At 40.7% G+C, this 20,947-nt stretch carries 22 protein-coding genes; 20 read left to right on the top strand and 2 right to left on the bottom strand.

The window, feature by feature from the left end:
• Positions 1-23: 23 nt before the first annotated feature.
• Entirely contained in the window at positions 24-1,445 is a 1,422-nt protein-coding gene (locus B1s21122_RS06105; protein ID WP_095680152.1) for a purine-cytosine permease family protein, read from the top strand.
• On the opposite strand, the gene B1s21122_RS06100 is transcribed toward B1s21122_RS06105, so the two are convergent.
• Positions 1,442-2,878 carry a GuaB1 family IMP dehydrogenase-related protein gene (locus tag B1s21122_RS06100; protein ID WP_190278558.1) on the bottom strand — a complete coding sequence of 479 codons (1,437 nt, stop codon included), beginning with the start codon at positions 2,876-2,878 and terminating at the stop codon, positions 1,442-1,444. The two genes, B1s21122_RS06105 and B1s21122_RS06100, sit on opposite strands and share 4 nt — an antisense overlap.
• A gap of 61 nt (positions 2,879-2,939) precedes the next feature.
• On the opposite strand from B1s21122_RS06100, the gene B1s21122_RS06095 reads away from it, so the two are divergent.
• Together B1s21122_RS06095 and B1s21122_RS06090 are read left to right on the top strand one after the other, a co-directional pair.
• On the top strand, positions 2,940-3,446 hold the full coding sequence (locus B1s21122_RS06095) for a low molecular weight protein-tyrosine-phosphatase (RefSeq protein ID WP_190278557.1): 507 nt from the start codon (positions 2,940-2,942) through the stop codon (positions 3,444-3,446).
• Between the two features lie 76 nt (positions 3,447-3,522).
• Positions 3,523-4,467 (top strand): tetratricopeptide repeat protein, encoded by a 945-nt coding sequence (locus B1s21122_RS06090; RefSeq protein ID WP_095680154.1) that lies wholly within the window; start codon positions 3,523-3,525, stop codon positions 4,465-4,467.
• On the opposite strand, the gene B1s21122_RS06085 is transcribed toward B1s21122_RS06090, so the two are convergent.
• Positions 4,464-5,117: a TrmH family RNA methyltransferase gene (locus B1s21122_RS06085; protein ID WP_095680155.1), complete on the bottom strand. Its 654-nt coding sequence runs from the start codon at positions 5,115-5,117 to the stop codon at positions 4,464-4,466. The genes B1s21122_RS06090 and B1s21122_RS06085 overlap by 4 nt on opposite strands.
• A 29-nt stretch (positions 5,118-5,146) precedes the next feature.
• On the opposite strand from B1s21122_RS06085, the gene B1s21122_RS06080 reads away from it, so the two are divergent.
• The 17 genes from B1s21122_RS06080 to B1s21122_RS06000 all read left to right on the top strand — a co-directional run bounded on the left by B1s21122_RS06080 (position 5,147) and on the right by B1s21122_RS06000 (position 20,943).
• On the top strand, positions 5,147-6,037 hold the full coding sequence (locus tag B1s21122_RS06080; RefSeq protein ID WP_095680156.1) for a DMT family transporter: 891 nt from the start codon (positions 5,147-5,149) through the stop codon (positions 6,035-6,037).
• Complete coding sequence (locus tag B1s21122_RS06075) at positions 6,034-7,197, top strand: D-alanyl-D-alanine carboxypeptidase (protein WP_095680157.1); 1,164 nt, start codon at positions 6,034-6,036, stop codon at positions 7,195-7,197. Before B1s21122_RS06080 ends, B1s21122_RS06075 begins: the two co-directional genes overlap by 4 nt.
• 35 nt (positions 7,198-7,232) lie before the next feature.
• A complete protein-coding gene (locus B1s21122_RS06070; RefSeq protein WP_095680158.1) occupies positions 7,233-8,084 on the top strand; it encodes a heme o synthase in 852 nt (283 codons plus the stop codon).
• A gap of 32 nt (positions 8,085-8,116) precedes the next feature.
• Positions 8,117-9,022 (top strand): ABC transporter ATP-binding protein, encoded by a 906-nt coding sequence (locus B1s21122_RS06065; protein ID WP_095680159.1) that lies wholly within the window; start codon positions 8,117-8,119, stop codon positions 9,020-9,022.
• A 2-nt stretch (positions 9,023-9,024) separates the two neighbouring features.
• On the top strand, positions 9,025-9,816 hold the full coding sequence (locus B1s21122_RS06060) for an ABC transporter permease (protein WP_095680160.1): 792 nt from the start codon (positions 9,025-9,027) through the stop codon (positions 9,814-9,816).
• The gene (locus tag B1s21122_RS06055; protein ID WP_095680161.1) at positions 9,816-11,009 is read left to right on the top strand and encodes a C40 family peptidase; all 1,194 of its coding nucleotides are present in this window, start codon (positions 9,816-9,818) and stop codon (positions 11,007-11,009) included. Before B1s21122_RS06060 ends, B1s21122_RS06055 begins: the two co-directional genes overlap by 1 nt.
• Positions 11,010-11,019: 10 nt before the next feature.
• Complete coding sequence (gene tilS / locus B1s21122_RS06050; protein ID WP_095680162.1) at positions 11,020-11,982, top strand: tRNA lysidine(34) synthetase TilS; 963 nt, start codon at positions 11,020-11,022, stop codon at positions 11,980-11,982.
• Positions 11,983-11,990: 8 nt separating this feature from the next.
• Complete coding sequence (gene hpt / locus B1s21122_RS06045) at positions 11,991-12,542, top strand: hypoxanthine phosphoribosyltransferase (protein ID WP_095680163.1); 552 nt, start codon at positions 11,991-11,993, stop codon at positions 12,540-12,542.
• Between the two features lie 80 nt (positions 12,543-12,622).
• Positions 12,623-14,650 (top strand): ATP-dependent zinc metalloprotease FtsH, encoded by a 2,028-nt coding sequence (gene ftsH / locus B1s21122_RS06040; protein ID WP_420021997.1) that lies wholly within the window; start codon positions 12,623-12,625, stop codon positions 14,648-14,650.
• Positions 14,643-15,263 (top strand): GTP cyclohydrolase I FolE, encoded by a 621-nt coding sequence (gene folE / locus B1s21122_RS06035; RefSeq protein WP_095680165.1) that lies wholly within the window; start codon positions 14,643-14,645, stop codon positions 15,261-15,263. The genes ftsH and folE overlap by 8 nt, the downstream gene beginning before the upstream one ends.
• 5 nt (positions 15,264-15,268) lie before the next feature.
• Positions 15,269-16,066, top strand: coding sequence for a dihydropteroate synthase (gene folP, locus B1s21122_RS06030; protein ID WP_095680166.1), 798 nt, complete (start codon positions 15,269-15,271; stop codon positions 16,064-16,066).
• The gene (gene folB, locus B1s21122_RS06025; protein ID WP_095680167.1) at positions 16,063-16,419 is read left to right on the top strand and encodes a dihydroneopterin aldolase; all 357 of its coding nucleotides are present in this window, start codon (positions 16,063-16,065) and stop codon (positions 16,417-16,419) included. Before folP ends, folB begins: the two co-directional genes overlap by 4 nt.
• Positions 16,416-16,871, top strand: coding sequence for a 2-amino-4-hydroxy-6-hydroxymethyldihydropteridine diphosphokinase (gene folK / locus B1s21122_RS06020; RefSeq protein WP_095680168.1), 456 nt, complete (start codon positions 16,416-16,418; stop codon positions 16,869-16,871). Before folB ends, folK begins: the two co-directional genes overlap by 4 nt.
• Before the next feature lie 39 nt (positions 16,872-16,910).
• Positions 16,911-17,699: a pantoate--beta-alanine ligase gene (gene panC, locus B1s21122_RS06015; RefSeq protein ID WP_095680169.1), complete on the top strand. Its 789-nt coding sequence runs from the start codon at positions 16,911-16,913 to the stop codon at positions 17,697-17,699.
• Positions 17,696-19,297, top strand: a complete 1,602-nt coding sequence (locus B1s21122_RS06010; RefSeq protein WP_095680170.1) for an L-aspartate oxidase — start codon at positions 17,696-17,698, stop codon at positions 19,295-19,297. The genes panC and B1s21122_RS06010 overlap by 4 nt, the downstream gene beginning before the upstream one ends.
• Positions 19,298-20,170, top strand: coding sequence for a carboxylating nicotinate-nucleotide diphosphorylase (gene nadC / locus B1s21122_RS06005; protein ID WP_095680171.1), 873 nt, complete (start codon positions 19,298-19,300; stop codon positions 20,168-20,170). It abuts the gene before it with no gap.
• Positions 20,170-20,943, top strand: a complete 774-nt coding sequence (locus tag B1s21122_RS06000; protein WP_095680172.1) for a type III pantothenate kinase — start codon at positions 20,170-20,172, stop codon at positions 20,941-20,943. Before nadC ends, B1s21122_RS06000 begins: the two co-directional genes overlap by 1 nt.
• The last annotated feature ends 4 nt before the right edge of the window (positions 20,944-20,947 follow it).

The following is a 20,947-nucleotide window of genomic DNA, read 5'->3' as shown; positions in this document are numbered from 1 at the left end:
CAACAGAGTTAAAGAGATTTCCTATGGCAACAATATTTAGCGCAGTTGAATCAAATAGCATAAATTTTATTAACAAATCAGAACGAAGTGGTGATGCTCGCTCTTTATTTTGGCCATGGGCAGCAGCAAATGTTTCATTTTTAGCACTCTCTTATGGCTCATTTTTTCTTGGGTTTGGAATCTCATTCTTGCAGGCAACAGTTGCAGCAATAATTGGCACACTTGGTTCATTTGCATTGGTTGCTATTTCATCGTTAGCAGGAAAGCGAAGCAATGCACCAACTATGACCTTATCTCGCGCGGCATTTGGGGTTAAAGGAAACCGATTACCCGGATTTTTGTCTTACTTAATATTTGTTGGTTGGGAGACAGTTTTAGTATCCCTTGCCACACTAGCTTCTGAAACTGTTTTTACACGCGTTGGCAATATTGACCCAGATCTATCAAAGGTATTTGGCTTTTTACTAGCGGGTGGCCTAACAATAATTGGAGGCGTTTTAGGTTTTAAAGTGATTATGAAAATTCAATTCTTTCTCACCATAACCACAATAGGCTTAACTGTCGGATACATACTTTTAACTATTGATTCAGTTAACTGGGCAAAGGTTGCAGCAATTGAAAATGGCACAACAGCTGGGTTTATCGGCGCTCTAATTTTTGCAATTACCGGAATTGGTCTTGGTTGGGTTGGGTGCGCAGCTGATTACTCCAGATATCTACCAAGAACTGTTTCTGGAAAAGCAGTTGTTGGTTGGACCATATTTGGCGCTTCCCTTGTTCCAATAATCTTAGTTATTTATGGATCACTCCTTGCTGCAAGTAGTGATGAGTTAAATGCGCAAGTAGCAACAGATCCAATTGGCGCATTAACTACCTTGCTTCCTACCTGGTACTTAATTCCATTTGCCTTTGTGGCAATTCTTGGATTAATAGGAGGAGCGATATTAGATCTCTACTCATCTGGTTTAACTCTGGTTTCAATTGGATTACCAGTTAAAAGATACGTTGCAGCAAGTATTGATGGCTTGATTATGACAATAGGCACTATTTATCTAGTTTGGTTTGCTAGTGATTTCTTTGTGCCATTCCAAGGTTTTCTAATCACTTTAGGCGTGCCAGTTGCTGTATGGTCTGGTTTGTTTGTGGCGGATGTATTACTTCGCAAAAGCTATGCCGAGGAAGAATTATTTGATCCTAATGGCAGATATGGTGCTTATAACTTTAAATCTATTGGCTTAATTGTTTTTGGAACAATTATTGGTTGGGGATTAGTTACTAACTCACTTGCTTCTTGGCTTTCATGGCAAGGTTATTTTTTGGGACCAATTGGCGGTAAAGAGGGTCAATGGGCTTATGCAAATCTAGGTGTGATTGCAGCATTACTTATTGGATTTATTGGGCACATCTTGTTATCTAGAAAAGAAATTAAAAAACAGGAAGTTTAATTCTTCCAAGAAGTAAATAGCGGTCTGCCTTCGGCATAACCTGCAGCTGATTGAATTCCAATTACTGCCTTTTCATTAAACTCAACTAAGTTCTTAGCGCCACTATAAGTGCAAGATGAACGAAGTCCTGCGATGATTTCATCAATTAAATCCTCGACTCCTGGGCGTGCAGGATTTATATACATTCTGGAGGTAGAGATACCTTCTTCAAATAAAGATTTACGTGCTCGATCAAATGCATCTTCACTGGCTGTTCGTGCAGCAACTGCGCGAGCAGATGCCATACCAAAGGACTCTTTATAAAGTCTGCCATCAGAATCTTTTCTTAGATCACTCGGGGATTCATATGTGCCGGCAAACCAAGAACCAATCATTACTTGGGACGCCCCTGCAGCAAGTGCTAGAGCAACATCTCTTGGATGGCGAACGCCACCATCTGCCCAAATAGTTTTGCCATGTTTTTTAGCCTCTGCTGCGCACTCAAGAACAGCGGAGAATTGTGGACGACCAACACCGGTTTGCATACGTGTTGTACACATTGCACCTGGCCCAACACCAACTTTAACAATGTCTGCGCCAGCTTTAATTAACTCTCTTGTGCCATCTGCTGTAACAACATTTCCAGCAACAATTGGCACATTTGGATTTAAGGCTTTAATTGTTTTTAGAGCATCAACCATCTTCTTTTGATGACCGTGAGCAGTATCAACAACTAGTACATCAGCCCCTGCTGCAAGTAATGCCTTTGCCTTACCGGCAACATCACCATTAATTCCAACTGCTGCTGCAACCTTTAACTTGCCGGTTGCATCCACTGCCGGTTGATACATAGTTGCCCTAAGTGCGCCAGTTCTTGTAATGATTCCAACTAATTTGCCTGATTTATCAATTACTGGAGCTAATCTTCGGCGCTTTTCATTTAAGAATTCAAAGGCTGCCTTCGGGCTGACATCATCATTTAGCGTCACTAAATCCTTAGACATAATCTTATTTAGTTGGGTGAAGCGATCCACATTTTCACAATCTGCTTCGGTAACAATGCCAATTGGTTTGTTGTCTTCAACCACAATTAGTGCGCCATGAGCACGTTTAGTGATTAAATCAATCGCGTCCGCCACAGTCTCATTTGGATTTAAAGTAACTGGGGTATCAAAGATTAGATGTCTAGATTTAACCCAAGCAATAACATCTGCAACTATCTCAAGTGGAATATCTTGTGGGATAACTGCAATGCCACCACGTCTTGCAACAGTCTCAGCCATTCGTCGTCCGCTTATAGCGGTCATATTTGCGACAACTAATGGAATTGTGGTGCCAGTTTCATCGATGGCGGTTAAATCAACATCCATTCGGCTAGCAAGCTCTGAAAAGGATGGGACCATAAAGACATCGTCATAGGTCAGATCGTGGCTTGGGTTATTTATGAAACGCACGTGGGAAAACTATACTCGCATTTATATGTACTCAGAAAACCAGAGCAACTACCTGCAAAGCGTGCGTAGATCAGAGGCAATTAGTGTTCACCTAGTCTGCCTGGGCAACATCTGTCGCTCACCCTTAGCCAATGCCCTACTCGCTAATAAATGTGCTGATCTAACAAAACCTAAGGTGGCAGTTGATAGCTCAGGTACTGGGCCATGGCATGTTGGTGAGGATGCTTCTGCTTTCTCAATTCAAGTTTGGCAAGAGGCCGGATATAAGTATCAACATAAAGCAAAACAATTTAAGGATAGTTTCTTTAAGCAGCATGACTTAATCCTGGCAATGGATTTAAGTAATCGAGCTGCGTTAGTAAAACTTGCAAAGAGTGAAGAAGATAAAAATAAGATTTTGATGTTTTTATCCTTTGACCCAGAACTACAAAATATTGATCCAGAGGGTGAAGATGCTCACCAACTTAGTGTTCCTGACCCCTACGGAATGGAGTTAGCTGAGTATAAAAAGGTATTAGACATGCTCGAACGCGCAGCCGATGGCTTTAAAAGCTGGGTGAACTCTTAGCCAATTCCCATCCAGGCGGTGGGGGCAAACTGCTAAGGTAATCGGGTTGCCAACCTACAGAAGTGAAAGGTCAAAGTTGTCAGATAACTCAGAGAATGAAGATATTAACTCTGAAGAGATTATTACTGAAGAGATGCTTTGGGAGAGAATTCCAGAGGTCCAAGGTTTAGATCGGGCAAATACTTATTATGAATTAAGTGCGCGAATCTATGCACGTGGTCAATATGATGAAGCTCTAGCACTAGCTGAGACTGCCCGAGATATTTATGCAGATTTAGGCGCAGTTGCTCCAACTGAAGGATTAGCTCAAGCATATTCAGCAATTGGTTATAACTTAAACCAACTGAAAAGAATGAATGAAGCAGCGAACGCGATGAGTAAAGCTGTTGATTTACTCCGTGAGACAAAGTCGCCAATGGCAATTGAGCTTGCCTGCACATTAGGTGAGTGGTGGTTTAACTCAAAGGAGTATGAAAAGACAATTGAGTGCATGAATGAGTGTGTGCAGGAGCATTTAGTTGATGGCAATGACTCAGGAGCAGCTAATGATCTTCACTTAATTGGCTGTGCTTATCGCGAGTTAAAAAATTATGAAAAATCTCTAGAGGCTTTTAAGGAATCAAGAGCACTATTTAAGAGATTAAAAGAGGTTATTAATGTGGCAAGGTGCGATCAAAAGATTGCCCATTGCTTAACTGAATTAGGTGACGCCCAGGGAGCGCTGACTGCTGCTCAAAAATCTTTAGATGTTTTTGTAACCGCCCATGACCACAGACGTGAGACTTACTCATCATTTGAGTTAGGCAAAGCCCAGATGGGACTTGCTCAATATGAAGAGGCGCTAATGACACTTGAAAATGTATTAGAGAGTGTGACTGAGGCTGAGTTTAAAGATTTTGAATTTATAATCGATATCGAGCGAAAAATAGCGCTAACTCTTCGAAAGCTAGATCGTGAAAATGAGGCGGATGAGATTGTTAGAAGGCTAGATGCTGTTACTGAGGTAATTGACGAAGCTTAATTTTTTGGATGATTTACTGGATTTAAATGCTGCATCGCCCAGGCATACATAGCAATCGCTCCAGCAGCTGATGCGTTCATCGATCTAGTTGAACCATATTGAGAGATAGCAAGGACTACATAGCAAACTGCAACCCCTTCTTCACTCATGCCAGCACCCTCTTGGCCAAATAACATCACACATTTTTTAGGCAGATCAGCACTCTCTAGTGATTTAGAAATAGGAAGATTATCTATTCCAATTATTGGTAATTCATTTTCATCACACCAGGTTTTAAATTCTTCCACCGTTGCATGATGATGCACTGTTAAGTAGCGATCAGTCACCATCGCGCCCCGCCGATTCCAATCACGCTTTCCAACAATATGAACTGCTGAAACATTAAAAGCATTTGCAGTTCTAACAATTGAACCAATATTTAAATCATGTTGCCAATTTTCAATTGCAATTTGCAGATCATGTCGTTTGGTATCAAGATCGGCAACAATTGCCTCTACCTTCCAATATCTATATTTATCTAAGACATTTCTGCGATCACCCTGCTCAAGTAATTCCAGATCAAAGTGATTATCGGTCGGCCATGGTTTAGAGTGTGGGCCTACGCCAACAACCTGGTAGAACTCACCAGGTCCAACGGAAGATTGCGTCATAAGTAAACCTTAAGGGTTAAGGAGTGATGATGAGAAAATCATGGCTGCCTGCTTATATTGCGCTAGGTCTAATTTGGGGCTGTTCTTTCATATTTATTGAACTTGGGCTTGAGTTTCTAACTCCATTTGGGGTTGCCTTTGTCAGATGCTCACTGGGTGCTATCACTTTACTGATTGTTGTGAGATCGCGGAAAATTGCATTGCCAAAAGATAAAAGTACTTGGCGAAAACTTTGGATTGTTGCCCTACTGCTTAATGTTGTGCCTGGAATTTTATTTGCCTTCGCTCAGCAGTATGTGACCTCGGTTTTGGCTGGAATTATTAATGCCACAACCCCACTAATGACGATGGTATTTATGTTGCTACTTTTCAGAGAACAAAAGCTAAAGCGTGAACAAATCATTGGCTTATTTATTGGTGCATTTGGTGTGATGGTAGTACTAGGCATCTGGAAGGGAATAGGCGATAACCAATTACTTGGTGTGGCTGCCCTTCTGCTAGCTGTTTCTTGTTACGGATACTCATTTCCGTATATGACTCGAAATATCTTGCCACTTGTTTTAAAGCCTGAGGCGGCAGCAACAGTTCAATTAATTTTGGCAGCAATTACCTTGCTACCTCTTTATTTATTTGATGGAATTGCCGAAGATAATTACCAGTTAAATTCTTTACTAGCAATGTTAGCTCTTGGTGTCTTAGGGAGTGGCTTTGCCTACATCTGGAATTTTTCAATAATTGCAGCTGCAGGCGGCTCGATTGCTAGCACCGTAACTTATGTGACTCCCGTTGTTGCAGTCTTTGTTGGTTGGTTATTTTTAGGAGAGCAAATAACTTGGCATGAACCAGTTGGCGCAGTTTTTGTCATATTAGGAGCTGCGATTACCCAAGGCAGATTTACTAGTAAAGTGGTTGGCAAATGAAGAAGATAGCAATATTAGTTTTATTCATACTTTTAGGAAACCTTCAACCTGCTAATGCGGTAGATGTATTACCAGAACCTTTTTTTAAATACTTAGGCTCTAAGTACTTAGCAAATCCGGGTGTAATTTTAATTGATGGATCCACTAATGAAATTGTTTATCAAAGCGGGGCAGAAAAACCTAGAACTCCTGCTTCAGTATTAAAAGTAATATCAACTGCATCAATTGCCTTAACTTTAGATACAGCAACAGTTTTTAAGACCGCACTGTATAAAACCGAGAAAAAAGGCGTTTTTGTTATCTGGGGAGAAAATGATCCTTGGATTACTTCCAATGCTAAGTACCGCGATGCCAATAAGCGGGCATATATGCCAGCTTTAATTAAGGCGGCTTTTGCCTCCGATAAATCACTAAAGAAAATAACTTTGGTATATAAAGGGGTTAATAACTCAGATATTTTATATGCCAAGCGGGCATTAAAACGAAAATCCTCCGTTGCATATAAACCAATAAGTAAAAGTGTTGAGGTTGAATCTTTAGTTACCGAAAAAATTGCAGAAGTTTCTTCACCGCCACTTCATAAAATGATTCGTTTTGCCCTTTTATATAGTGACAATGTTTTATCCCAGCGATTGGCAATGGTTGCTACCGGCAGAAACGGCTACCCATTAACTAAAACCGGGTTTAATCAGATGGCAAAAGATAAGTTAAATGCAGTGGGTGTTGATACAACTGGCATGAAATTAGTTGATGGTTCAGGCATCGGTGGAGAAAATCGAGTTTCTGCTATTACTGTTTCTCAATTACTGCTTAAGTTAAAGACTGAACCAAAGTTAAAGGTAATTTATGAATCACTGCCCGTAAGTGGGGAATCTGGAACATTAATAGGTAGATACCATTCAACTGCGCCGCAAGCAGTTGGTTTAGTAAGAGCAAAGACTGGTTCAACTCGTCACACAGTTTCATTAGCTGGCTTTGCTACCTCAGGTGAGAAAGAGTATGTCTTTGTTGTGATTGCAGATGGCGTTGGTAGAACTAGAAGATTACAAGACGCAGCACGAAGTGCAATTGATCGAATGCTGGGAACTATCACTAAGCCACCTGTGATCGGATTAACACCGCTTGTGCCAGAAAGTAATCCCTTTACAACAACTCCGTAAATTCTGATTACTTGGCAAGGGTAGAGTTAGTGCAAATGAAAAATTACATCTCGCTGATGAAATTGCGAGTAGTAGAACTCCTACTTGTCACCACTCTTCCTGCATTGTTTTTAGCAAGTGAAGGTGTGCCAGATCTATCGATAACTTTTTGGAGTTTGTTGGGTGGAACATTTGCAGCAGGTGGGGCTAATGCATATAACATGATTATTGAGGCCAAATCAGATTTGTTAATGAAAAGAACCGCTAAACGACCAATTGCGACTGGTGAGATTTCAAGAAACAACGGTTTAGTTTTTGCCACGCTAATCTCACTAATCTCGCTCGCAATTTTCTATATCTTCACCACGCCTCTGGCTACATTGTTAACATTTTTAGCAATAACTTTTTATGTTTTTGGCTACACAATTGCTCTTAAGAAACACACTTCACAAAATATTGTTTGGGGTGGAATTGCTGGTTGCATGCCGGTATTAATTGGCCAAGCTGCTGTGACTAACTCCTTGACTAATACTTCATGGTTATTTTTCTTACTTATATTTTTTTGGACCCCACCACATTTTTGGGCACTTGCAGTTAGGTATAAGGATGATTACAAAGCAGCGGGTATTCCGATGCTGCCTGTAGTTGCCCCCATTAAATCTGTAATTAATCAAATGTGGTTTCACTCTCTAGCCATGGTGGCCTTCTCATTATTAGTAATTTGGAGCGCGAAGCTACCTATTTGGCTTTCTGTAATAACGTTGTTACTAATTGCAGGTTGGAAGCGTCAATTGATTAAGTTAACTAAAGAGCCAAGTGAGGTTAATGCTGGGAAGTTATTCCAAGCATCGATAGTTTTTCTCAGCATTTACTCATTTTTATTAGTAATCGGTGTATTGCTTAAGTAGTTTTTCAACCCTTTAATGGGATAATTTTCTTTATGTCCTCCCCTCTAGCACTTGATGTTGCCGATTTATCAAAAAAATATGGCGAACGTATGGCGCTCTCTCATGCAAATTTTGAAGTCCCAATGGGAAGTATTTGTGGCTTTGTAGGTCCAAATGGATCAGGTAAGACAACCACAATCAGAATGTTGTTGGGTTTAATCTCACCGACAACTGGAAGTGGTCATGTATTAGGTGAATCCATCACGCAACCTGAAAAATACTTACCAAATGTTGGCGCGATGATTGAAGGACCAGCTTTTTATCCTGCATTAACTGGGGCGCAGAATTTAACGGTGCTAGCAAAGTTGGGTGGCTTTGATACCAATACGATTCAAGGATTATTAGATTTAGTTGATTTAGGAGATCGAGGAAATTCAAAGTATAAAACTTACTCACTAGGCATGAAGCAAAGATTAGGAATTGCTGCCGCGCTCCTTCCTAAGCCCAAGTTACTAATTCTTGATGAACCAACAAATGGTTTAGATCCAGCTGGCATACAAGAGGTCAGAGCGCTACTTAGAAAACTAGCTGATAATGGCACAACAGTTTTCGTCTCCTCTCATCTTTTATCTGAGATTGAAATGATTAGTGATCACTTAGTAATGCTTAGGTTGGGTAAGGTGATTTTTTCTGGCAAAACTAGTGAGTTACTTGCAAAACAGCAGCCAGTGATTGTGGCAAAGCCTGAGAACAGAGGCGATTTAGAAAAACTAGCAAAGATTGCCGAATCTGGCGGGCATAGCGCAAAGATTATTGATGAGTCCGTTCATGTGACTGGTGAATCTGATTTTTCTGCCAAATTAAATAAAGCAGCATTTGAAGCCGGAATTACTCTAGAGAGTTTGACGCCAGTACGTGCATCTTTGGAAGATACTTTTTTTGAAATGACGGGTGAGTAATTATGTGGAATGTGTTTAGAGCAGAGTTAACTAAGCTAAAGCGACCTTCACTTTCAATATCAACTATTGCCGCAGTTACATTTGTAACTGGCTTAGTAACCTCACTTTTATTTTTACTAGTTGATTCTCCTGAAGGAAATGGCGAGCGTGGAGTGCGAATTAGCCGAGATGTATTAGCGCTACCAACCGGTGTTTCACTTAGCTTTAGTAATGCCGCAGGCCTTTTAGGCATTGTGGCCCTATGTATTTTTGCTGCTCAAACAGCGCAGGAGTACACATACGGAACTTTACGTAACTTATTAGTTCGCCAACCATCTCGAATGAAGATCTTGCTTGGCAAATTAGGCTCAATGAAATTGTTTGCAATTGCCATGGTCACATTGTCGGCAGTACTGGCAGTTTCTCTTTCATATTTATTTGCAGGTGTTAAAGATATTTCAACTGGGGCATGGACTACCCCCGATGCCAGAGCAGCGTTACTTCGCACATTTATAAATGTATTAATCGCAACCATTGGTTATGGAATTTTCGGAATGATCTTAGGATTGCTATTTAGATCCCCAATATCTGCCATATCCATAGGAGTTATTTGGAACTTGATTATTGAGGGCTTGTTATCTGCTTTTGTAACAAATATTGATCGGTATTTCCCTGGCCAACTTTTATCGATTGTGGCAATTGGCGGCAATGATCGAATTTCATACCAGTATGCCTTATTTACCTCATATGGATTTTTACTTGCCGGTCTTGCAATTGTTGCTTTCCTATTTAAAAAACGAGATGTGGCCAATTAATGAATAAGAAATTACTTGCCCTCACACTTGTCATGGCTTTACTGCCAACTGCTGCCATTGCTGCGACTCCAAAGCCAACTCAAGCACAAATTGATGCAGCCAAGAAGATTGAAGCAGAGAAGAAAGCCGCCGCCGATGCTGCAGCTAAAAAACTAAGTACAGCGAAAAAGACCTTAAGCCAATTAACTGCCATCGCCACCGCTAAGCGAAAAATATATATTGCTGCCCAAAATGATCTTAAGATGAAGACTAAGCAAGCAGATATTGCAATGAAGCATCTGCAAGCTGCGCAAGCTTCGGTTTCAACCGGTAAACGCACTATTGGAAAGTTAGCGGTCAATGCTTATGTAATGGGTGGTGGTTTTACTGATTTAGATTCATTACTAAGTTCTGATGGTCCGCAGGATTTAGCAGATCGACTAAGCACACTTGATGCTCTGGGCGAGAATAATTCGAACGCATTAGATAGATTTAAATCTGCTGAGGTTGTAGCAAGTGCTGCACAAAAAGCAGCAGATAAAGCTAAAAAAGCTCAGGCAGAGGCAACTATTAAAGTTGCTTCAGCTAAGAAAGCAGCAGATGAAGCAGCAGCAATTCAACAAGAAGAAGTTGATAAATTACAGGCAATTCAAGACAAGTTAGCTAAAGAATTAGCGGTCGCACAAAAAACTAGATTAACTCTTGAACAACAACGCCAAATTGCTTTGCTGGAAGAGGCAAATGCAGGTCGAGCATTAATTACTCCTGACCAATCAAAGATTTGGCCAGATATTGGATTCACTGGCAGAAGTAGTACTAGATCAACTGAGGCGATGCGACTTGCTGCAGTTGAGTTTGCAAAGAAACAAGTACTTGCAAAGAAGAATTATGTTTGGGGAAGTGAAGGCCCAACCACGTTTGACTGCTCAGGATTGGTTTATGCCGCGTATAAATCAGCTGGACTTGGTTGGCCAAATTGGGATCGCCTTAACTCATCACTTTATTGGGTTGCCACCAAGCGGGTGCCAATAAGTGAGATGGTGCCTGGAGATTTGGTTTTCTACTCATATAAGGGAACGGTAAGCACAATTCACCATATATCTATCTATGCCGGGGATGGCATGATGTGGGAAGCGCACAATAAAGATAAAGATTTGCTCTACTCCAGCATCTATAGCATCAAGGGTTTAATGCCATACGGGGGTCGGGTCTAATCTTGGCGGTATGAACTCCGCTAACACACCAAATCTTTGGGAGATTAGAAAAGCGATCAAACCTTTTCTTTCCTCTTCATCTCAAACTATTTTGTTTGGTTGCTCTGGTGGGGCAGATTCAATGGCGCTGGCCTTAGCTTTATTCGCAGAGCGCGGAGAACAAAAGATTATTCCAGTTGTGGTTGATCACGGATTACAAGCAGGATCTGATCAGATAACTTCACAAGTTATAAGCAAGTTAAAGTCAATTGGCTATCAGCAGGTTGAGAGCGCCGTTGCGCAAGTTGTTGTAACAGATGGATTAGAAGCATCTGCAAGAAGAGCTCGATATAAAGTCTTTAACCAATTTATTGATAGCTATCAACCAAAGTATTTCTTTCTTGCCCACACATTAAATGATCAGGCAGAAAGTGTTTTACTTGGGTTAGCTCGTGGTTCAGGGGCTAGATCTTTGGCTGGAATGGCAGTTGAAAACAATCTTTATGTCAGGCCACTTTTAAAGATTAGTAGACAGATGACTGAAGCAGCATGTGTTGAAGCTGGCATGACATTTTGGAATGATCCACATAATCAAGATACAAAGTTTTCTAGAGTTAGAGTTAGAAGAAATGTTCTACCAAATCTTGAAGAAAATCTTGGACCAGGAATTACGGAAGCTTTAGTGAGAAGTGCTGATCTATTTAGAGATGATGCTGACGCCCTAGATGGATTTGCACTTGAATTTATTAATCAAGTAGATCCAACAAATCTTGATGTGAATGATTTAGAGAGATTACCAAAGGCAATCCGTACTCGAGTTTTGCGTCTTGCAATCTATAAAGCTGGAGCCCCGACTGGAACATTAACTGCTGAACATATTTCAGCTGCTGAAGCCTTAATCTCACAGTGGCATGGTCAAAAAGAGGTATCACTCCCTGGGAATGTGAAGCTTTTGCGAAATTCAGGCAGAATTGTCCTCTCAACCAATCAATAAGGAGCACCGTGGATCTTTCAGCACTTGGAAATGACATAGAGCGAGTTGTCGTAAGTGAAGAACAGATTCAAAATAGATTAAAAGAGTTAGCTGCTCAAGTTAACAAAGATTATGAAGGCCGAGACTTAATTTTAGTTGGAGTTCTAAAGGGCGCCATTATGGCAATGGCTGATTTTTCTAGACACTTACAACGCCATGTTGATATGGATTGGATGGCAGTTTCATCCTATGGAGCTGGAACAAAATCAAGTGGTGTAGTTAGAATTTTGAAAGATTTAGATAGTGATATTTTAGGAAGAGAAGTTTTAATTGTTGAAGACATTTTAGATACTGGATTAACACTTTCATGGCTGACTGAGAATTTACTATCTCGTGGTGCAAAATCTGTTTCAGTTTTAACGGTACTTAGAAAACCAGATGCTGCCACTGTAAAGGTTGAGGCAAAGTATGTTGGCTTTGATATTCCAAGTGAGTTTGTGGTCGGCTACGGCTTAGATTTCAACCAGAAGTACCGTAATTTGCCGTTTATTGGTGTTCTTGCCAAACACCTTTATTCTTAAGCCCCTATCAAAACAGTCTTAAGAAAGTGATGTAACTGGTGTCGCAAAAAAAGAGTTTCAAGTTCCCAAAATTTAAGGGAATTAAAAACACTAAGAAACCAAACAAAACTTCACCTGCCGCTGCCCGAAAGATTTTGCGCGGACCACTGTTCTGGATTATCGCTGCATTGATTGCCGTAAGTATTTTTGGTCAAATTTCAGCAACTGGTGAAGAGTTTAAGAAGGTTGAAACTTCTGTAATTTTAAATGAGATTTCATTAAATAATGTTAAGTCAGCTTTAGTAATTGATCGAGAGCAAAAAGTTCAAGTAGTTTTAAAAGAGGGTGAATTTGTAGATGGAGCTGCAAAAATTGAAGCCTCCTATGTCGCTGGTCAGGAAGCGCTTATAGTTGAACTTTTAACAAGTAATCCCCCTTCAACTACCTGGGATATCAAAGTTCCTAAGCAATCACTATTTGTTTCATTAATTTTAAGCATTTTGCCAATCTTGCTAATTATCTTTTTACTTCTTTTGTTTATGGGCGGTGGACAAGGCAGTCGAGTTTTATCCTTTGGTAGATCAAGGGCTAAGTTACAAAATAAAGAGATGCCAACCAACACATTCGTTGATGTGGCAGGTGCTGATGAAGCAGTTGCTGAGTTACGTGAGATAAAGGATTTTCTAGCTAGCCCGGAAAAATACAAGGCAATTGGCGCCAAGATTCCTAAGGGTGTTTTACTCTATGGCCCGCCAGGAACTGGAAAAACATTACTTGCCAGGGCAGTTGCTGGTGAAGCAAAAGTTCCTTTCTATTCAATCTCAGGCTCTGAGTTTGTTGAAATGTTTGTTGGTGTTGGTGCATCTCGTGTCCGTGATTTATTTGCGCAAGCAAAACAAAATGCACCTGCAATAGTTTTTGTTGATGAAATTGATGCAGTTGGACGTCAGCGCGGTGCAGGTCTTGGCGGCGGAAATGATGAGCGCGAGCAAACTTTAAATCAGCTGCTAGTTGAGATGGATGGCTTTGAAGCTAATGGTCAGGTTATTTTAATTGCCGCTACAAATAGACCAGATGTTTTAGATCCAGCACTTTTACGTCCAGGAAGATTTGATCGACAGATTTCAGTTGATCGCCCAGACCTAAAGGGAAGAGCAGCAATTCTTGCAGTGCATGCAAAGAATAAACCAGTTGCAAAAGATGTTGATTTGAGCTCTTATGCAAAGCGAACACCTGGATTTACCGGCGCAGATTTAGCAAATGTTTTAAATGAAGCAGCATTGCTTGCAGCACGTCAAGAGCGCAAGGCAATTAGAAACAGCGATATTGATGAAGCGATTGATCGAGTAATGGCTGGCCCACAAAAAGTTTCTAGATTAATGACAGAAGAAGAGCGAAGAATTACTGCTTATCATGAAGGTGGACACGCACTCGTTGCTCACGCACTGCCACATACAGATCCTGTTCATAAAGTAACGATCATGCCAAGAGGTAGGGCGCTTGGTTACACAATGGTTTTACCTGATGAAGATCGCTACGCAGTTACTAGAAATCAAATGCTTGATCAACTTGCATACACAATGGGTGGTAGAGCAGCCGAAGAATTAATTTTTCATGATCCAACAACTGGTGCATCAAATGATATTGAAAAGGCAACAAATTTAGCCAGAGCGATGGTTACCCAATACGGAATGACTCAGCGGTTAGGAGCAATAAAGCTTGGTATCTCAGATTCACAACCGTTCTTAGGTCGAGATTATGGCCATCAACGTGATTACTCAGAAAATGTTGCAGCAATTGTTGACGGTGAGATCAGAGAGATGATTGAGAATGCCCACCAAGAGGCGTTTGATATTTTGGTAGCAAATCGTGAAACTCTTGATCGTTTAGTTGAAGAGTTACTAGAAAATGAAACCTTAAACAAGGAAGAGATTGCCGCTGTATTTAAGAAGGTTAAGAAAGTTAAACCAAGAGCGCCATGGACTGGTTCTCAAAATCGCACACCTTCAAACCAACCACCGGTTGCGCTAAAGCCTGCAAAAATTAAGGTGATTGAAGAGGATAAACCAGTTAAGAAAACTGCGGCTAAGAAAAGTGAAAAAGATTTAACTAAGGATGTAAATGAGTGAGATCAACTCCGTATCCATGGGGCCACATGATGGTGGTGCCAAGAAGGAGTTTGATCAAGCAAGAGCTGAAAAAGCGATAACCGAGTTATTACACGCTTTAGGAGAGGATCCAGATCGCGAAGGTTTACAGGACACTCCAAAGCGAGTTGCAAAAGCGTTAGCTGAAAATTTTGCTGGTCTTTGGCAAAAACCTGAGGATGTATTGACTACAACATTTGATATCGGCCATAAAGAACTAGTAATTGTTAGAGAGATTGAAGTTTTCTCTCACTGCGAACATCACTTAACTCCATTCCATGGCGTGGCACATATTGGTTACATTCCAGGTGAAAGTGGTCGGATAACTGGAATTTCAAAATTAGCCCGCGTTGTTGATTTATATGCCAGGCGCCCGCAGGTGCAAGAGCGACTAACTTCTCAAATTGCTGATGCTTTAGTTGAAATCCTGCAACCAGGTGGAGTCATAGTAATTATTGATTGCGAACACCTATGTATGTCAATGCGAGGAGTTAAAAAATCACAAGCTCGAACTACAACAAGTGCTGTTCGTGGTCAGCTGTTAAATCCTGCAACTAGGGCTGAAGCAATCTCACTTATCAATCAAAGCAGGTAGTAATAATGTCTCGCACCTTAGTAATGGGAATCTTAAACATAACACCAGACTCATTTGCTGATGGTGGGAAATATCTATCTAAAGAAGATGCAATTACGCAAGGTCGAAGATTGATTGCAGAAGGTGCCGACATTATCGATGTTGGTGGTGAATCTACTAAGCCAGGGGTTGATCGAGTTAGTGAAGCAGATGAACTAGAAAGAGTTATCCCAGTGGTTACTGAGTTGGTAAAAGATGGCGCAGTAATAAGTGTTGACACTATGCGATCTGAAGTAGCAAAACAGGCAATTGCTGCTGGTGCTAGCTATATAAATGATGTTAGTGGTGGGTTAGCTGATGAGAAGATGGCTTCAGTAATTGCGCAAAATCCAAAGGTTCAATACATAGCAATGCATTGGCGGGGACATTCAAAGGAAATGCAGAAACAAGCCGTGTATAAAGATGTTGTCAAAGAAGTAAAAGATGAATTAGATGAGCGAGTTTCACAGTTATTGAAAGCAGGAATTGATCCAGAACAAATCATCTTGGATCCAGGAATCGGCTTTGCCAAAGAGAGTGAACATAACTGGGAGATACTAAGAAATATTGAAAGATTCCAACTACTTGGTTACCCGTTATTAATCGGTGCCTCTCGCAAAAGATTTCTAGGTGAATTAGTGAACGCACCTGAACCAGACAAACGAGAAGCGGCCACCATTGCTTTAACAACTGAACTGGCAAGGCTTAAAGTTTGGGGTGTGCGCACTCATGCCGTGAAAGCCCATCAAGATGCAATTTCTGTTGTGGAAAGGCTTCGAAAATGAGTGATCTAATAAGAATTGTCGGCGTAAAAGCAAAAGGATTTCACGGTGTTTTAGAAAGTGAACAAAAGCGAGGTCAAAAGTTTATTGTGGATGTTGAGCTAAGACTGACACTTTCTAAACTAAATGATGATCTAACTAAAACTGTTAATTACGCGCAGGTTGCAATGGTAATAAATGATCAAATAACTGGTAAACCTCAAAAATTAATCGAGAGCCTGGCGGAGAATATTGCGGTTAAAATCCTTAAAGATTTTAAGAAGGTAAAATCGGTGAAGGTGACAGTCCACAAACCAAAGGCGCCAATTGCATTAAATTTTAAGGATATTCAAGTTGAAATAGAAAGAAGTAGATGAAGGCAGTAATTGCTCTTGGTTCAAACCTTGAAAATAGGAAGTTGAATTTAGATATAGCTGTTACTCACTTAGAGGATCTTTTACAAAATATTAAAGTCTCACCATATTTTGAAACTAAACCCGTTGGCGGGCCAATTCAAGATGATTTCATTAATGCCGTTGTCATTGGTGAATGCCTATTAACTCCTGAAAATCTCTTAACCGAGTTACTTAAAATAGAGGATCAAATGGGGCGGGTACGCGAGGTTAAATGGGGCCCAAGAATTATTGATTTGGATTTAATTGTGCATGGTGAACAAGTAGTTGATTCACTTTTCTTAAAGCTGCCCCATCCACTGGCACAATCAAGGGAGTTTGTTTTAAAACCATGGTTAGCCATTGATCCAGAAGGGGTAATTCCTGGAGTTGGTGCAGTGAAAACTCTGTTGGCATCAATTCAAAGCGCAAGTTAAACTCTTCCTCTAGCCCGGTACCCGGAAAGGACTGGAGCCATGATTGAAGTCATTAAATCTGTCGATGATTTGGCGCGCCAAAAATGGGATGTATTAGTTCCAACTATGGGAGCACTACATGCTGGTCATCAATCTTTAATTAAATTAGGTAAAAATCTTGGCGAAAAAGTTATTGTCAGTATTTTTGTTAACCCCCTTCAATTTGAGAATAAATCAGATTTAGAAACTTATCCAAAAAGTTTTGAACAAGACTTACAAATCGCTGAAGAGGCTGGGGCAGCTGCAGTATTCACACCCTCAGAATTAGATATTTACCCAGGGCAAATTGAAAAGATAGAAGCTGGATCAATAGGAGATATCTTTGAAGGTAAATCAAGGCCAGGACATTTCACTGGTGTGCTCACTGTAGTTAAACGCCTATTTAATTTAGTTCAACCTAAGCATGCAGTTTTTGGAGAAAAAGACTTTCAACAGTTGTTTTTGATTAAAAAAATGGTGAACAATTTAAAGCTGCCAGTAAATGTTGTTGCAGCTCCTACGATTCGAGATTCCAGTAATTTGGCACTCTCATCGCGTAACTCTCGGCTATCTGTTGAAGATAAAAAAATAGCGCAGGTTATTTACCAAGCATTAGCTCAAAATAACATTGAGGATGCTCGAGAATTAATTAAAAAAGTAGATGGTTTTTCTCTGGATTATTTGGAGCTAGTTGATGAAGAAAGTTTCACTCTTGCAACTCCTGAGACCAGAAATAAGCGTCTAATTATCGCCGGTTGGGTAAATCAGGTCCGATTGATCGACAATATGGCAATGGGAAGTAAGCGATGAAATTGTTAACTGGTTCACCAGGTTGGAGCACATCAGCTGATGTAATTGTCATTGGGTCAGGTGTTGCAGGTCTTACTACCGCACTAAATCTTCGTTCTTATGGGATGTCTGTTTTATTGGTAACTAAAGCAAGAATTGATGAGGGCTCAACTAAATGGGCACAAGGTGGAATTGCTGCCGCACTTGGCCCCGGTGATACACCAGATCAACACAAGAAAGATACTTTGGCAGCTGGCGCAGGATTATGTGACATAAAAGCGGTTGATGTTTTAGTTTCAGAAGGACCTGAAGCTGTTAGAAAATTAATTGCCCAAGGTGCAGTATTTGATAAATCTGAAACTGGTGAAATTGCATTAACCAGAGAAGGCGGACATCTTCGAAATAGAATTTTGCATGCAGGCGGTGATGCAACTGGTGCAGAGGTTTCAAGAGCATTACTTGCAGCTGTGAGAGATGATGATGGCATAGAAATAATTGAGCACGCACTTGCAATTGATGCGTTAAAAAGTCCTACCGGCAGAGTCTGCGGAGTAACTTTGCATGTTATTGGCGCCGGTAGCAGGGATGGTGTTGGCAGAGCATTAGCAAGAGCGGTTGTTGTTGCAACAGGAGGACTGGGTCAGGTTTATTCACAAACTACTAACCCAGCTGTTTCAACTGGTGATGGAGTTGCATTGGCATTAAGAGCCGGCGCAAAAGTAGCTGATGTTGAGTTTGTGCAATTTCATCCAACTGTTTTATGGCGAGATCTAGCTAATCGTGGGCAACAACCATTAATAAGTGAGGCAGTACGTGGTGAAGGCGCAATTTTGTTAAATAACAAAAATGAACAATTCATGGTTGGTAAACACCCGCAAGCAGATTTAGCTCCTAGAGATGTTGTTGCAATCGAGATATTTAATCAAATGCAGATTAGTGGACAACCACACGTTTGGTTAGATGCAACTAAAATAAAAGATTTCGAACATAGATTTCCAACTATTTATGCTTCATGCATTAAAAATGGAATAAATCCAACTAAAGAAAAGATCCCAGTAGCACCTGCATCTCACTATGCCTCAGGAGGCGTGTTAGTAGATTTAAATGGTAAATCTTCAGTAGATGGGCTTTATATTTGTGGTGAATCAGCTTGTACTGGCGCACATGGCGCTAACCGCCTGGCATCTAACTCATTACTTGAAGGATTAGTGTTTGGTGCTCGAATTGCAGCAGCGCTTTCAAATAATTTACCTGCCCAGGAGCAACCAGTTGAAGATGGAAAAAGTATTTTGCTTGATCCAAAAATTCTTCTTCCGCTTCAAATTGCAATGAGTGAAGGAGCCGGTGTTTTAAGATCTGAAGCATCCCTTATAAAAACTCTGCAAACCTTAGAAGAGCTTTCTAAGTTAACAAGTAAAGATCCAAGAATTGAAGCCTGGGAAGCGACAAACCTTCATCTACTTGCAACTGTAATTGTGAAATCAGCATTACTTCGAACTGAATCAAGAGGCTCTCATTGGCGAAGTGATTACCCACAAACACAAAGTGATTGGCTGAGTAGGATCATCCAACAGATAGATTCTGATGGAAATTGGCAAAGCAAGGTGGAGGTGATTTAAGTGAATCAACTTCGAGATAACTTAAAAAAGCTAGGGCTTTCACCAAATCATATTTTTCAATTAGTTAAAGATTCAATTGGTGAGGATTTAGCAGGTGGAGAAGATATAACTTCGGTAGCAACCATCTCTAGCTCCCAAGTTTCAACAGCAGATTTCACAACAAGAGCATCTGGTGTAGTTAGTGGCCTGCATGTAGTAGCTGCAGTTCTTGAATACTGCGGTGTTACTCATTATGAGGTTTTAGTCGATGAAGGCGCAAAGGTTGCTGCTGGAAAGGTTTTAATCACAGCACAAGGCAATACTCAAAAAATATTGTTGGCAGAGCGAACTGCTCTTAACTTTCTATCTCACTTAAGCGGAATTTCAACACTAACAAGTAAGTGGGTGGCTGAAGTTGAAGGAACTAAATGTCAGATCAGAGATACTCGTAAAACAACACCGGGACTTCGCACTTTAGAAAAATTCGCAACCCGAATGGGTGGTGCTACTAATCACCGGCTTTCACTTTCAGAGGCTGCATTAATTAAAGATAATCACATAGTTGCTGCCGGCACTATTTCTGCAGCCTTTACTGCAACAAAGAAGATGTTTCCTGGAAAATCACTTGAGGTAGAGGTCGATTCAATTGATCAACTCAAGGAAGTAATTGAGTTTAAGCCCGATGTGATTCTGCTCGACAATATGAGTGTGCAACTTTGCCAAGAAGCGGTGGCAATAGCTGCAGGCAAGGTAAGACTTGAAGCATCAGGTGGTTTAACAATTGAAAACGCAAAAGCATATGCAAATACAGGTGTTACTTATTTAGCGGTTGGATCACTCACACACTCTGCCCCAGCTTTAGATATCGGTCTCGACTTTAGAAAGGGTAAATAATGTTGCTCACAATTGACGTTGGAAATACCAACACAGTTCTTGGAGTTTTTGATAAAGATAAGTTAGAACAATCTTGGAGAGTAAAGACTGATCCAAGAGATACCGCTGATGAGTTATGGCTGCAGTACTCAGCACTAGTTGATGGATTTGATATCACCGGAGTTGCAATCTGCTCAACTGTGCCAGCAGTACTTCGTGAGATTAGAAAATTACTTGATGATCATTATCAGGATATCAAGACCACAATCATTGAACCGGGGATTAAAACAGGTGTGCCTCTATTGGTAGATAACCCAAAAGAGATTGGCGCCGATCGGATTGTTAACTCATTGGCTGCATTTACTTTGTATGGATCAGATGGACCAGCAATTGTTGTTGATTTTGGTACCTCAACCAATTTAGATGTTGTTTCCCCAAAGGGAGAGTTTTTAGGTGGTGCGTTAGCACCAGGCATTGAGATTTCAGTTGATGCCCTAGCTGCAAGAGCTGCTCAACTTCGTAAAGTTGAATTAGTAAAACCAAAATCAGTTATTGGTAAGAACACAGTGGAAGCACTGCAATCAGGAACCATCTTTGGTTTTGCTGGTCAAGTAGATGGATTAGTAAATCGAATTATTGATGAACTAGCTGATCTTTATCCTGATTCTGGCGATGTCTGCGTAATTGCAACTGGTGGGCTTGCGCCATTGGTGCTAGGAATAAGTGAGATGATCGAATTTCATGAGCCAGATCTAACATTAATTGGATTGCGCTTAGTTCATGAGCGAAATTAAATCA

Source organism: Candidatus Nanopelagicus limnes, assembly GCF_002287885.2.
Classification (GTDB): domain Bacteria; phylum Actinomycetota; class Actinomycetes; order Nanopelagicales; family Nanopelagicaceae; genus Nanopelagicus; species Nanopelagicus limnae.
Note: the sequence above shows the minus strand (reverse complement) of the source record. Positions and strands in the feature narration are given on the sequence as shown.